The organism is Chitinophaga agrisoli (genome assembly GCF_008386695.1).
In the GTDB taxonomy this organism is placed as follows: Bacteria; Bacteroidota; Bacteroidia; order Chitinophagales; family Chitinophagaceae; genus Chitinophaga; species Chitinophaga agrisoli.
This window is the reverse complement of record NZ_VUOC01000001.1, coordinates 826,853-840,430: the sequence shown is the minus strand read 5'-3', so window position 1 is coordinate 840,430 and position 13,578 is coordinate 826,853. Positions and strand designations below refer to the sequence as shown.

Below are 13,578 nucleotides of genomic sequence, written 5' to 3'. Positions count from 1 at the left end.
TTATTGCCAGCGTGGAGTATATTATGCACTTTGTTACCTGTTGCCGGTCTATACGGCAGCCCCGACCCTGCCATCAATGATACGCCCTGTAAGCCAACGTTTAATGACGCCAGCCCGGCCTCCGTTGTAAAAGACACGCCCATTATAAAACTGGTGTTCACTATGGACTCCCGGCCGGATGATCCGGAGGCAGATACCCTTTTTTACCCGGCCCGGAAATTACGCTGGACGGATTTCAGGGGTACGCCCTCCCTGCGGGGGCCCAGTGCAGCGGTAGCCTTTACCAGCTTTGCCTATGAGGGCCGCAGCCGTTTGCAACGCGATACGCTGCAAATTACGCTTACCCTGCAGGTGTTCTTTATCCGCAGCGCCTCCTGGGCGCGGGCCGGCATCATGGATAGCTATGCCCTGGGGCATGAACAACTCCATTTTGACATCACCTACCTGGTGGCGCAACGGTTTAAGCAACGGATACGAAGCCTGGCACTGACGCGGGATGACTATGACAGCATGATCCAATACGAATACCTGGAGGCCTTCCGGGAAATGAACCGCCTGCAGGAGGAGTATGACGGCGAAACCCGTAACGGCGTTAACGCCGCGGCACAACAGGAATGGATGACCCGGGTATCGCGCGAGCTGGAGGCCGTTAAAGCCCTGCCCTAGCCGCAGATAATTTAACCCGGTTTGGCGGTATGATCCCGCTATCCGGAACAGTGACGCAACTTATGCCGCCATATGTACGTATTTTGGGAAAGAAACCGTTTTTATTTTAACTAAATTCAGCACCTAAATAAATAGCTTTTATGTTTGCTACCTGTCGAAAAACCACCTGGGCATTGGTGATAACGTTGCTGGCCCTGGGCGCGTGCAAGAAAGACCATGGACCGGCCGTAGAGCCGATTGGTGGCGGTTCTGGCTCCGCCAACGACTCTATGTACTTCATTTTCAAGGATGAATATCTGTGGAACGATGTAATTCCGGATTCAGCTACCTTCAAACCCGGCAGTTATTCCAACCTGGAAGACATGTTCGAGGCATTGGCTTCCTTTAAGAAAAATGCTACCGGCGGGTATATGGATAAATACAGCTTTGTTGACCACGGCGCCGTTGCCGGAGAGATCAATGAGGGCATTGCCGGCGACTTTGGCTTTGATCTGGACTATCAAACCCGCACAGACCTGCGGATCCTGTACACCTATCCGGGCTCGCCCGCTGATCAGCAAGGTATCAAACGCGGCTGGCAGATCATCTCCATAAACGGAGATAGCAATCTTGAGTATGATGCCGGTCCTGATGGTCATGGGCCCCACATCGATAAGATAAGCGATGCGATCTATAACAATAATACTATCACCCTTGGGCTTAAACGGCCAGATGGTACCACCACTACGGCTACATTAAACGTAGCTAACTACAATATCAATCCCGTTTTATACAGCAATACTTATACATTAGGCGGTAAAAAGATAGGCTACCTGGTATTTAACCAGTTCCTGTCCCTTGAGAAGGCGCAGCCCAAGATCGACGCGGCCTTCAGCACATTCAGCGGCATCACGGACCTCATTGTGGATCTACGCTACAATGGCGGCGGCGCAGTTGAAACAGCAGAGTACATGGCTAACCTGATTGCGCCTGCTTCCGTGGGCGATAAGATCAAGGTGATGTACAAAGAGTACTTCAACACCAACCTTACCAACCACCAGTCCAGCAACTACTTTAAGGCTAAAATTCCCGGCTATAGCGATTCCTGGGCGGATGTTTTTGAGAGCTGGGTACGAAACCCTACCGCTTTTTTCTCTACCAAAGGCAACGTGCATCCCAATACCGTGGTGTTCATCGGCAGTTACTCCACTGCCTCTGCCAGCGAACTGGTGATGAACGTATTAAAGCCTTATATGCCGGTTAAACTGGTAGGCGATACCACTTTTGGTAAACCAGTAGGGTTTGTGGGTATCACCATTGGCGGTTATGACATGTATGCCGTTTCCATATGGAACAAGAATGCCCTGGGGGCAGGCGACTACTTTAACGGATTCATACCGGATGATGCCGCCACTGTGCCGGCAAATCAGCGCGATGAAGACTATACAATAAACTGGGGCAGCCTTAATGAAGTATACCTGCGCCGGGCCCTTAAACAATTAGGCGTTTCTGACAGCGAACTGGGACGTATGGCCCCCGCTACCGAAAGCCTGCGCCGGTTCAGGACTGGCAGGGCCATACCTGATAAACACTTCAAAGGCATGATTATAAAGCCTGCGAGGCAATAACACGCATACCATGCTTGCAATAAAAAAGGGTGTATCAACTGTGATACACCCTTTTGCTTTTAAATTGTAAGGCTATTGCTTGTAAATTACTTTTGAGCGCAGCTTTCTTCCTGTCATCTCCTGGTCTGCCACATCCGCTACCATCTGCACGGTTTGCACCGCCTTATAATAAAATGCCGGATCAATGTGCTCAAACTCATCGCCGGCTTTATGGTAATCCGGGTGGTCCTCTACGCCAAAATACAGGAAGGGTATCCCCTTTTTGTGAAACTCGTAATGATCGCTTTGTTTGGTCCAGTCCTGGGCGCCATCTTCCGGCCGGTCATGGCCCATCAGCAATTTAATCCCGCTGTTGCCTGCCACCTTTGTTACAAAGGGCTTCAGATCCGGGTATTGGTAAGTGCCGCATACATAGAGCTCCTGCTGGGTATTGCGGCTCACCATATCCATATTCAGGTTTAGCTCCATCTGCTCCACGGGTATAGGCGGCTGTTGCAGCAATGCTTTGGCGCCCTGCAGGCCTTCCTCCTCACCGTCCAGCGCCGCAAACACCAGCGTATGTTGCGGCGGGTGCTGTTTGTAATATTTGATAAGGACCAGCAGGGCGCAGGTACCGGACGCGTTATCATCCGCCCCGTTATAAATGCTGTCCACTGCCCCATCCCGGCGGCTAATACCCAGATGGTCATAGTGTGCGGTGATCACAATGGCGCCGGGTTGCTTGCCCGGAATATAGCCATACAGGTTAGTACCCATAACGCGTTTCTCCCCTTCGTTAAAATAGAAAGGATATTCATAGGTATTATGATAGGGCTGCAAACCCAGTTCCTTAAAACGGTCCATAATATAGAACTGCGCCATGCGGTTGCCCTTGGTGCCGGTCCTGCGGCCTTCGAACTTATCAGCGCTAAGCGTGCGGATGTCTTTTATCAGCTGCAGGGAATCAATACCCTGCTTTTGGGCAAATACCGCCAATGTGGGCAACAGACAAATGGCAGCTAGTAGAAGCCTTTTCATAACTGTTAATTAGGTTAATTGCAATATAACGAGGATTTGTTAATAGCAGCGATCTGCCGCCGGATGGATTATTTGCAGCATCGTTTCAAAATAGGGTCGATACGGGTTTCACTAGGGTTGCAGTAACCTTTCAATGCCTTTTTAGGAGGGAAACACCCCAGTTTTACCGCAATAAAGCCGGTCTATTTTTACGACATTATGTCCAAAATACGCCTTGGGGAGTGGTATATTAAAAAATATGATAGGCAATAAAACTGCAGATATATGCCAGGGCGGTCATATACACCAATTGTATAGCGGGTATTTTCCAGGACTTGGTTTCACGCTTTACAATAGCCAGGGTGCTCATACATTGCATGGCAAAAGCATAGAACAGCATAAGCGAGAAACCGGTGGCCACGGTGTATACCGGGCTGCCATCCGCCCGTACAGCGGCAGACATCTTTTCCCGCAAGGTAGCGTCATTATCCTCCGGGCTTTCACCCACACTGTACAAGGTAGCCATGGTACCCACAAATACTTCGCGGGCAGCAAAAGAGGTGATCAGCGCAATCCCTATTTTCCAGTCAAAACCCAGGGGACGGATAGCCGGTTCAATGGCATGCCCCAGTATACCGGCGTAGGAGTTGGCCAGTTTTTCAGATTGGTAGGCTTTATCCAGCTCATCATGCGCTGCCGGGTTGGCGGCCATCAATTGTTCATATTTGGCGTGTACCGGGTCCATTTTGCTGGCCGGACCATAGGATGCCAGGAACCAGAGTATTACGGAGATGACCATGATCACCTTACCGGCGTCTGTTATAAAGATCCTGGCCTTTTCCACCATTGTGGTTCCCACGTTCTTCCAACGGGGTGCACGGTACACCGGCAGTTCCATGATAAAATAGCTTTTTTCCTTAATGGAGATAAACCATTTCATTACCGCGGATAGTACCAGGGCCATAAAAAAGCCCAGCAAATAGAGGCCCATCATCACAAGACCCTGCAGGCTTAAGAAACCCAACACACTGCGGTTCGGCACCACCAGCGCAATCATCACGGTATAGATGGGCAGGCGGGCGGAGCAGCTCATTAATGGCGTAACTAATATAGTGATCAAGCGTTCTTTGCGGTTCTCTATGCTACGGGCGGCCATAATAGCAGGCACCGCACAGGCTACCCCGCTGATAAGGGGCATCACGGATTTCCCGTTCAGGCCTACCTGGCGCATCAGCCGGTCTGTGAGGAAACTAATACGGGCCATATACCCGGTATCTTCCAGCAGGGTAATAAGGCCAAACAGGATCATGATCTGCGGCACAAATACGGCAATACCGCTTATGCCGGCCACGATACCGTTGATGAGCAGATCGCTTATCCGGTTATCAGGCAGTACGTTTGTAAGCCAGCCGCTTAACGCGCCAAAGGCGGCCTCTATGCCATCCATGGGATAAGAAGCCAGCCAGAATATGCTTTGGAACAGGAGGAACAATACGCCCAGTAAGATCACATAGCCCCAGAAACGGTGCAGGAGTAAATTATCCAGCTTTTCCGTTTGCAGCTGCTTTTGCAGCGGATCTGCCTCCACCACCGCCGCCTTCATAATATGTTTGATGCGGGCGTAGCGCTGCATGATCTCCTCTGCCTGTACCTTGGTCTTATTAAACCGGTGTTCCTGCAGGGCATTTTTGATGGCCAGTTTCTGCCCGCCGTTCAGGAAGTGCAGCTCATCACTGTTTACGGCAATATGCAGGGCGGCATAATCACTGCGTACCTGCACATGCTGTTTTATCTGGTTCACCACTTCCGGCGCCATGGCATGGCTATCCACAAAATCGCGGGGCGGTACCGGAAAATGTTCCCTGGCCAGGAGGTCTATATTCTTTCTTAATTCCGGTATGCCTTTGTTCTTACGCGGGTTAATGGACACCACGGGCACGCCCAGCTCCCTTTCCAGACCGGTAAGGTCTATTTCCACGCCCTTTTTCCGGGCAATGTCCATCATGGTAAGGGCTATGATAACGGGGATCTTCAGGTCTATGATCTGGGAACAGAAGAGCAGGTTGCGTTTAAGGTTGGAGGCGTCTGCAATGATGAGGATCATATCCGGGCGGTCATTGCCCTTGGGATTTACCAGCACATCATAGGTCACAAACTCATCGGCGCTTTTGGGATATAGGCTGTAGGTGCCGGGTAAGTCTATAATATTGGCCTGCAGGGCAGCGGAAATGCTACTGGTGCCGGTTTTTTTATCGACCGTTACGCCGGGAAAATTGCTGACTTTCTGATTTAAACCCGTTAATGCATTAAAGAGTGAACTTTTTCCACTATTTGGATTACCTACCAGCGCAATATTTATTGATGCATTTGTTGTTGCCTGCATTCCTTATCCCTTGTCATCGAAAGTTTGAAATATGCAAAGCTATGAATTAAAAAGGCAGTTGAATGATCGGATCGGGAAAAAAAGCGCTGCCGGCAGATGGGCGCAAGGTCATAAAATAGCAAAAACCACGGTGGATACCGTGGTTTTCATTTCTTTCGTAAACTGATTTGAACTTATTGTGATGATTGAAATCGTTTATTTTAACATATTGTATACACTGTACAGGATCATAGAGGCGCTTTCCACTTCCGGAATGTCCAGCTGCGCAGTGGCAGTATGGCTGGTGTGCGTTACCGGTTTGCTATCTTCCGGCGCCGGAGCGGGCGTATCCTGTTTCTTTTCTTCATTGCCTTTGTAACGGTAGTGGTCCTGCAGGGAATCTTCTATGGGGGTTTCCCTGGTATCATCCCGTTTGTCTTCGTTCAGGTCATCCAATCCATCCGGGGTCATTCTCAGCTGCATGGAGCCGTTACGGCCGTGGTCCCAATCATCCCAACCATCCCACCAGTCGCCGTGGCGGCCGCGCCTGAAGTTATACCGGTGAAAAGCCTCGTCATCAATATCCAGGTTTTTGCCTACCGGCACTTTTATGGTGATGATCACCCGCTGACCACGGAAACGGGAGTGGCGCGGTATGCTGATGCCCGCAGGCAGATACAGTACAGAATCCTGCTGGCTAAGCCGTACCTCTATTTCGCGGGCCAGGTTCCTGGCCTGTGATACCGTGCGGCCACTGGAGCGGCGGGAGATCTCCACCTGGAAACTATCTGTTTCGCTCCTTTCTATATCCACCCATATATTATCAATGATAGTGGTATCATCCGTTACGCGCAGGCGGCCATCAAACAGCTCCACATCCTCTATTTCCACCATATCGTCTGCTTTCTTCACGATCAGCTTACCATGACTGGGCTGTTGCAGGGTAAAAATGCCCTCATCGCGGTAGTTGGTGCGGAAATCCTTACCTACAGAGATAGCCAGGCCAATACCGCACATCAAACCTATCACCCACAGCAGGCTAAGCGTATACCCCACATAGCGGCTGGTTTGTTTTACGCCGGTAAGCTTGCGGATAATGAATACCACCAGGGCCACCACCGGAATACCCAGCAGAAAAATAATAGCCGGCCAGAAAAGGAAGTTCTGCATCGGCGTTGCTAATACAAGACTTTTAAGCGGGAACAGGACCGCGGAAGAGGCAGCCATGGCAATACCGGCCACTATAAGGCTAAACAGTATCACAACTGCCAGGAAGTAAAAGAAGCCCTTCGTAACAAACAACAGCACTTTCCCCAGGCCGGTGAAAAAGTTGCGGAAGATCCGCTCAATGTCATCACCAACCTGCCTTCCGCGGCCCTGCGAAAAATTTCGGACATCGTCTCCTACGTTTTTAAACTGGCCTTTGAGGGCATTTATCTCATCCTGTACGGTGGCTTTGATGTTATTCAGGTCTACCCTTTCGCCGCGCATTTGCAGCTTTTCTGCGGCGGTATTGGCCTCCGGCGTAGCTATCCAGAGGATAAAGTATACCAGTATACCGGTACCAAAGCCTCCTATGGCCAGCAGAGCAAAAATGATCCGGAACACCACCGGGTCCACATTCAGGTATGCGCCCAGGCCGCTACATACGCCGCCCAGTACTTTATTATCCGGGTCGCGGTACAGCCTTTTGCGGGGGCGGGGGTAGGCGGAGGCTGGCTGCTCCTGGCCTGCCGTCTGGTTAGTGTCCGCCGCGGTTTCCTCAAACTGCTCCGGCGTACCCATAGACGCCTTGATGGCCTGAACATCCTCATCTGTGATACAGTGGGCGCCTTTTTTCAGTATGTCCTGGAATAATTCCGCTATGCGGCTTTCTATATCGCTAACGATCTCATCTGCCCCGTCTTCCCTGGCAAAATACCGCTTAAGGCTTTCCAGGTACTGCCGCAGTATCTCATAGGCACTGTCTTCTATGGGGATCAGGCGGCTGGCGAGGTTTATGTTAATAATCTTTTTCATCTTTACAGTTTTGATTTTCAACAGCAGGGGGCTGTTCAGATTTTAGGTTATAGATTTAAAGGACGTGTTGTTCTGTGTTAATTGATGTACAGCATTGGCTAGTTCGTTCCAGGTTGCTTCCAGTTCCTTATAGAAGCCTTCGCCCTTTTCGGTCATGGAAAAATATTTGCGGGGTGGCCCGGAACTGCTTTCCACCCAACGATAGGTTAAAAGTTCTGCGTTCTTCAAGCGTGTTAGTAAGGGATACAGGGTGCCCTCCAGGATGTCCAGCTTCGCCTCTTTCATTTTTTCAATAATGTCTGAAGGATAAGCTTCTCCTTGCTTGATGATGGAAAGGATACAGAACTCCAGTACCCCTTTTCGCATCTGTGATTGTGTGTTATCTATATTCATGGCAAGTGAGCTTTATTAAACTTTACGATACAAAAATAGGTAAAATTTACTACTATGCAATACACAATACCATAGAAAGCAAAATAACTTGCTTTGAACATTACCGGCCGAAAAATAGAATACGCGCGCTGGTGGCTTATCTAAGGCGCATTTTGGCGGAAAGAAAGCCCAAAATGTATGTGATGAATGGCGCAATAAAAGGATGAATATTTGTTAAAATCCTTTTAACATTTTTTTAATTGTCGTATTTTTCAAAGTATAAACTTGGTTAATTACATTTGTCCCGGAGTAAGATCACAATGAAGAGGATTATAGGCATATGTTTACTGGTGCTCATGGGCACACAACTTCTCCCGATAAAGGAGATGGGTAAGCTATTGTTTAATAATCAGATCGTTGAAGAACACCCCGTAGATGGTTGTGATACTGTTAAACACGCCAAGGAGTTTAAATATTATAATCATTTTGATGAAGCTTTAAAATTTGCCCCGGAGCTGTTCCTGAATATTGTTCAGTACCAGCTGTTTGAGGATATCCCCAGCGGACCTGCCCGCGAAATTCACGCTCCCCCACCCAACTGCTAAGGATTTAGTACCATCTGACGTTTACGTGCTCGCGTAACGCTATTCTTATTTTCATTTATTCATCATTCTGTACCCTACAGGGTATACATGCCGGCTTTTCCACTGTTATGATACATAACGAGGGAAACGCATGTATATACTGGATGGTTATCAGAAGCTTCCTGTGACAAATTCTTTAAACACTTAAATCCTTTGCGATTATGAGCAAGCAAACATCTTTATTCTCCAATATAAAAAGCGACCTGCCTTCGGGCCTGGTGGTGTTCCTGATCGCAGTGCCATTGTGCCTGGGTATAGCCCTGGCATCCGGCGCGCCTCTGTTTTCCGGTATGATCTCCGGTATTATCGGTGGCCTGGTAATAGGTTCCCTCAGCGGCTCACAATTAAGCGTAAGCGGCCCGGCGGCCGGCCTCACCGCGGTGGTGCTGACCGCCATCACCAAACTGGGCGCTTTTGATGTGTTCCTGCTGGCGGTGTTTATTGGCGGCGCCATTCAATTACTGCTGGGTATTATAAAGGCCGGTACAGTAGCTAACTACTTCCCATCCAATGTGATCAAGGGTATGCTAACGGCTATTGGTCTCATTATCATCCTGAAACAGATACCCCATGCGTTTGGTTATGACAAAGATTCTGAAGGCGACTTCACCTTTATCCAGGTAAATGGGGATAACAGCTTTACAGCACTGCTGTCCGGCATTAACCATATTCACCTGGGCGCAACACTTATTACCATAATATCCGTACTTATAATTCTGTACTGGGGCAAAATACCCAAACTCAACCTCGTACCGGCCCCCCTGGTAGCAGTGATTACCGGGGTTGTGCTGAACGCCCTTTTTGTTAGTTCTGGTAGCAGCCTGGCCCTCGCGCAAAGTCACCTGGTGAGTTTGCCGATGGCCAGCAGCTTCCAGGAGTTCATCGGTCAGTTCACTACGCCCAATTTTGGCGCATTTGCTAATAAAGAAGTGTGGATAGTAGCCCTAACAATTGCCATCGTAGCGTCTGTAGAAACCCTGCTGAACGTAGAAGCTACAGACAAGCTGGATCCGCTGAAACGCCATACCTCCCCTAACCGCGAATTGCGGGCCCAGGGTATCGGTAACATGATAAGCGGCTTAATTGGCGGCCTGCCCATTACCTCTGTAATTGTACGCTCTTCCGCCAACATCAATGCCGGTGCACGTACCAGGTTATCGTCCATTACCCACGGCTTCCTGTTGCTGGGATGTGCAGCTTTAATTCCTGGCATATTGAATAAGATACCGCTGGCCACCCTGGCTGCCGTATTGCTGGTAACCGGTTATAAACTGTGTAAGATCTCCATCTTCAAGGAAATGTTCAGCAAGGGCAAGTACCAATGGGTGCCTTTTGTGGTAACAGTGGTAGCCATCGTATTCACAGACCTGCTGATAGGTATAGCACTGGGTATGGCCGTGAGCGTGATCGCCATCTTAAGGGGTAATATAAAGAGCCCTTACTATTTCCGGAAAGAAAAATACCATGCCGGCGATACCATCCGCCTGGAACTGGCGCAGGAAGTTTCTTTCCTGAACAAAGCCAGCATATTGCTTACACTGGATCATATGCCGGAAAACAGCGCGGTGATCATAGACGCCGGTAAAACCGCCTATATAGATCATGACGTGCTGGAAATTATCCGCGAGTTCAAGGAAGTAAAGGCGCCACAGAAAAACATTACCCTTACGCTCACCGGTTTTAAAGAGGTATACAAAGTAACAAACACGCTTACTGATGATGAGGATGGGCATCACACGGCCCCCAAGGGTCACGTACAAACTATCTCATCCGGTAACCACGAGCAACTGCTGAAAGAGTTGCAATTGAATTAATGTGACAGGTAACGGTGAAAAGCACAGGCTTATCACCCATTAAGGAACTTCTTTAAAACGAAATTTGATGAAAACACAGAATAAAGCATCTCAATCCAGTATAACACCAGAACACGCTTTAGAATTATTGAAGCAAGGCAATGCCCGGTTTGTGGATAACCTCCGTATTAACCGGAACCTCTTGCAACAGGTGAATGAGACCCGTGACGGACAGTGGCCCCTGGCTGCTATCGTTAGCTGTATGGATTCCCGTACCTCTGCAGAGCTGATCTTTGATCAGGGCCTGGGCGATATTTTCAGCATCCGGTTGGCCGGCGCTGTGATCACGGATAATGTGCTGGGCAGCCTGGAGTACGCCTGTAAAGTAGCGGGCTCCAAATTTATCGTAGTGCTGGGGCATACCAAATGCGGCGCTATCAAAGGCGCCTGTGACAAGGTGGAGCTGGGCAACCTCACCGCCCTGCTTAGCAAGATCACCCCTGCCGTGTATGCAGAAAAAACGATCAAAGAAAACAGGAACTCCCATAATAGCGCATTTGTAGATGCAGTTACCCACCTGCATACAGAACGTTCCGTTCAGGCCGTGCTGGAACAAAGCGTTATTCTACGTGAGATGATACTGAAAGGAGAAGTAGGTATTATTGGCGCCCTCTACGATGTAGAGACCGGAGTAGTAACCTTTATGGACAACACCCAGGTATTAGGCTCCGATAGCTTCTACGAAAAAGATCTGGCAGCGGTAAGCTGACCTAAAGAAGGTATGAAACAAGTATTTTCGTACTGCTCGTAATACAAAGGACCGCCATTTCCATTTTTGGAGATGGCCTTTTTTTTCTGTGATTGATCAAAAAGGAGAAGTTATCTATACTTTTCTCAGCCGCTCCACTGCACGTTCCAGGGTTTGGCGTTGCTTGGCAAAACAGAAACGGATCACATGATCATCCTGCCCGTTCTGATAAAAAGCGGATACCGGTATACTCGCTACCCCAAACTCTTTGGTAACACGAATGGCGAACGCTTTATCGCCTTCCTGGGAAATACGGTCGTAACGCATCAGCTGAAAATAGCTGCCATAACAAGGTAACGGCGTAAAACGGGTATCCTGCATGAGCTGCAGGAAATAGTCCCTTTTATCCTGGTAAAAGGCGGGCAGGGAAAGATAATGTTCAGGGGTTTCCAGGAATTTTGCCAGCCCGTGCTGCATGGGGGTGTTTACGGAAAAACACAGGTATTGGTGCACTTTACGGTATTCCTGCATAAGGTGTGCGGGCGCAATGCAATACCCCATCTTCCACCCGGTAACATGGAATGTTTTTCCAAAGGAAAAGGTCACAAAACTGTTACGGAACAGGTTAGGGTAACGCAGTATACTTTGATGCTGTTGCCCGTCATATACCAGGTGCTCATATACTTCATCACTCAACACCAACAGATCAAATTCCGCTACCAGTTTCTCCAGCTCCACTATATCAGTGGCAGACAATACACTGCCCGTTGGGTTATGCGGCGTGTTTAACATGATCATGCGGGTACTGGGCGTTATCTTGCTGCGCACCAGCTCCCAGTTAATGCGGTATTCCGGAAACGTAAGCGGTATCAGCACCGGCGTACCGCCGTTTACCAGCACATTGGGGATATAGCTGTCATAAGCCGGCTCAAATATGATCACCTCGTCGCCCGGCCGTATGCAGGTGGCGATAGCCGTAAATATAGCATAGGTGCCGCCCGGAGTAATGGTGATCTCCGTATCCGGGCTTACCTGCTGGTTGTAGGCATTAAAGACCTTTTGTGCGATAGCCTCCCGCAACGGCATAATGCCCGGCATAGGCGCATACTGGTTATGGGCCTGCTGCATGGCAGCATTCACCAGTTCCTTTAATTGGTCATCACAATCAAAATCCGGGAAACCCTGTGAAAGGTTAATGGCCTGCTGTTCTGCAGCCAATGCAGACATCACGGTAAAAATGGTGGTGCCTACATGCGGGAGTTTGGACATCATTCCTTAAAACTATAAAAATTTATCCCCTTTATTACGTTTTACCTCTGCCACATATTCTTTGATCTGCTGCTCATTCTCTTTTCTGCAGATCAGCAGCACATCGTTGGTATCGATCACAATGAACTCATCCAGTCCCTGCAATACCACCAACTTTTCGTGGGGGGCCTTTACCATACATTTAGTAGCGTCTATCACCACTACATTTTTGCCTTGCACGGCATTGCCCAGGTAATCCTTTTCCAGGTTCTCATAAGCGGATGCCCAGGTGCCCAGGTCACTCCAGCCAAAATTGGCGGGGATCACATATACATTATCCGCCTTTTCCATGATCCCATAGTCAATGGAGATATTGGTACACTGCGGGTAAATGGAGTCTATCAGCTCCCGTTCTTTATCGGTATTCAGGTCGTTGCGGCCTTGCTCAAAAAGCTCGTCAATCTCCGGCAGGTATTTCTTGAATGCGGCAAGGATGGTCTTCACATTCCACACAAAAATGCCCGCATTCCAGAGGAAATCACCACTCTGGAGAAATGTTTTGGCCAATTCCAGGTTGGGTTTTTCTGTAAAGGTCTTTACCGGGTACACATTATCCGCTACCTGTTGGGTCTCATACTGTATATACCCGTAGCCGGTATCCGGGCGGGTAGGTTTAATGCCCAGGGTTACCAGGGCGCTGTGTTTCTGTACAAACAGCAGGGCGTTGAGGCAGGAGGCCGTAAAGGCAGGCCCGTCTATGATCAGGTGGTCTGCCGGCGCACATACAATATTTGCCTCAGGATCCTGCTGACGGATCTTATAGGAGATATACGCCACGCAGGGAGCCGTATTTTTACGGGAAGGTTCGCAGACTACATTAGCTGCCGGCAATTCTGTCAGTTGCTCCTTTACCTTATGCTCATAATGCTGGTGGGTGACTACATAGATGTTCTCTTTCGGAACAAACTGTGCAAAACGCTCATATGTCCACTGCAGCAATGTTTTTCCTGTATTTAAAATATCCAGGAATTGCTTGGGGTAATCAGTACGGCTATAGGGCCAAAAACGGCTGCCGATCCCTCCGGCCATAATGGCCACGTAAAAATGCCTGTTCATTTGTGTC

11 protein-coding genes are annotated in these 13,578 nt (G+C 49.1%); 5 read left to right on the top strand and 6 right to left on the bottom strand.

Annotated features, from left to right (window positions below):
* The first annotated feature begins 30 nt into the window (after positions 1 to 30).
* Both F0L74_RS03440 and F0L74_RS03435 read left to right on the top strand, forming a co-directional pair.
* Entirely contained in the window at positions 31 to 666 is a 636-nt protein-coding gene (locus F0L74_RS03440) for a hypothetical protein (RefSeq protein ID WP_149836422.1), read from the top strand.
* Positions 667 to 806: 140 nt separating this feature from the next.
* A complete protein-coding gene (locus tag F0L74_RS03435; protein ID WP_149836421.1) occupies positions 807 to 2,273 on the top strand; it encodes a S41 family peptidase in 1,467 nt (488 codons plus the stop codon).
* Between the two features lie 72 nt (positions 2,274 to 2,345).
* Here the strand turns inward: F0L74_RS03435 and F0L74_RS03430 are convergent, their stop codons facing one another.
* The 4 genes from F0L74_RS03430 to F0L74_RS03415 all read right to left on the bottom strand — a co-directional run bounded on the left by F0L74_RS03430 (position 2,346) and on the right by F0L74_RS03415 (position 8,043).
* Entirely contained in the window at positions 2,346 to 3,290 is a 945-nt protein-coding gene (locus F0L74_RS03430; RefSeq protein WP_149836420.1) for a M28 family peptidase, read from the bottom strand.
* Between the two features lie 229 nt (positions 3,291 to 3,519).
* Positions 3,520 to 5,652, bottom strand: a complete 2,133-nt coding sequence (gene feoB, locus F0L74_RS03425; RefSeq protein WP_149836419.1) for a ferrous iron transport protein B — start codon at positions 5,650 to 5,652, stop codon at positions 3,520 to 3,522.
* Positions 5,653 to 5,847: 195 nt separating this feature from the next.
* Positions 5,848 to 7,650 carry a PspC domain-containing protein gene (locus F0L74_RS03420; protein ID WP_149836418.1) on the bottom strand — a complete coding sequence of 601 codons (1,803 nt, stop codon included), beginning with the start codon at positions 7,648 to 7,650 and terminating at the stop codon, positions 5,848 to 5,850.
* Between the two features lie 42 nt (positions 7,651 to 7,692).
* Entirely contained in the window at positions 7,693 to 8,043 is a 351-nt protein-coding gene (locus tag F0L74_RS03415) for a PadR family transcriptional regulator (RefSeq protein WP_149836417.1), read from the bottom strand.
* 335 nt (positions 8,044 to 8,378) lie between these two features.
* On the opposite strand from F0L74_RS03415, the gene F0L74_RS03410 reads away from it, so the two are divergent.
* The 3 genes from F0L74_RS03410 to F0L74_RS03400 all read left to right on the top strand — a co-directional run bounded on the left by F0L74_RS03410 (position 8,379) and on the right by F0L74_RS03400 (position 11,228).
* Positions 8,379 to 8,627, top strand: a complete 249-nt coding sequence (locus F0L74_RS03410; RefSeq protein WP_149836416.1) for a hypothetical protein — start codon at positions 8,379 to 8,381, stop codon at positions 8,625 to 8,627.
* 200 nt (positions 8,628 to 8,827) lie between these two features.
* Positions 8,828 to 10,480 carry a SulP family inorganic anion transporter gene (locus tag F0L74_RS03405; RefSeq protein ID WP_149836415.1) on the top strand — a complete coding sequence of 551 codons (1,653 nt, stop codon included), beginning with the start codon at positions 8,828 to 8,830 and terminating at the stop codon, positions 10,478 to 10,480.
* A 67-nt stretch (positions 10,481 to 10,547) separates the two neighbouring features.
* Complete coding sequence (locus F0L74_RS03400; RefSeq protein WP_149836414.1) at positions 10,548 to 11,228, top strand: carbonic anhydrase family protein; 681 nt, start codon at positions 10,548 to 10,550, stop codon at positions 11,226 to 11,228.
* Between the two features lie 114 nt (positions 11,229 to 11,342).
* Here F0L74_RS03400 and F0L74_RS03395 read toward each other — a convergent pair whose 3' ends face one another.
* Together F0L74_RS03395 and F0L74_RS03390 are read right to left on the bottom strand one after the other, a co-directional pair.
* A complete protein-coding gene (locus F0L74_RS03395) occupies positions 11,343 to 12,479 on the bottom strand; it encodes a methionine aminotransferase (RefSeq protein ID WP_149836413.1) in 1,137 nt (378 codons plus the stop codon).
* A gap of 9 nt (positions 12,480 to 12,488) precedes the next feature.
* Positions 12,489 to 13,571, bottom strand: coding sequence for a mannose-1-phosphate guanylyltransferase (locus F0L74_RS03390; protein WP_188315842.1), 1,083 nt, complete (start codon positions 13,569 to 13,571; stop codon positions 12,489 to 12,491).
* Positions 13,572 to 13,578 lie beyond the last annotated feature (7 nt).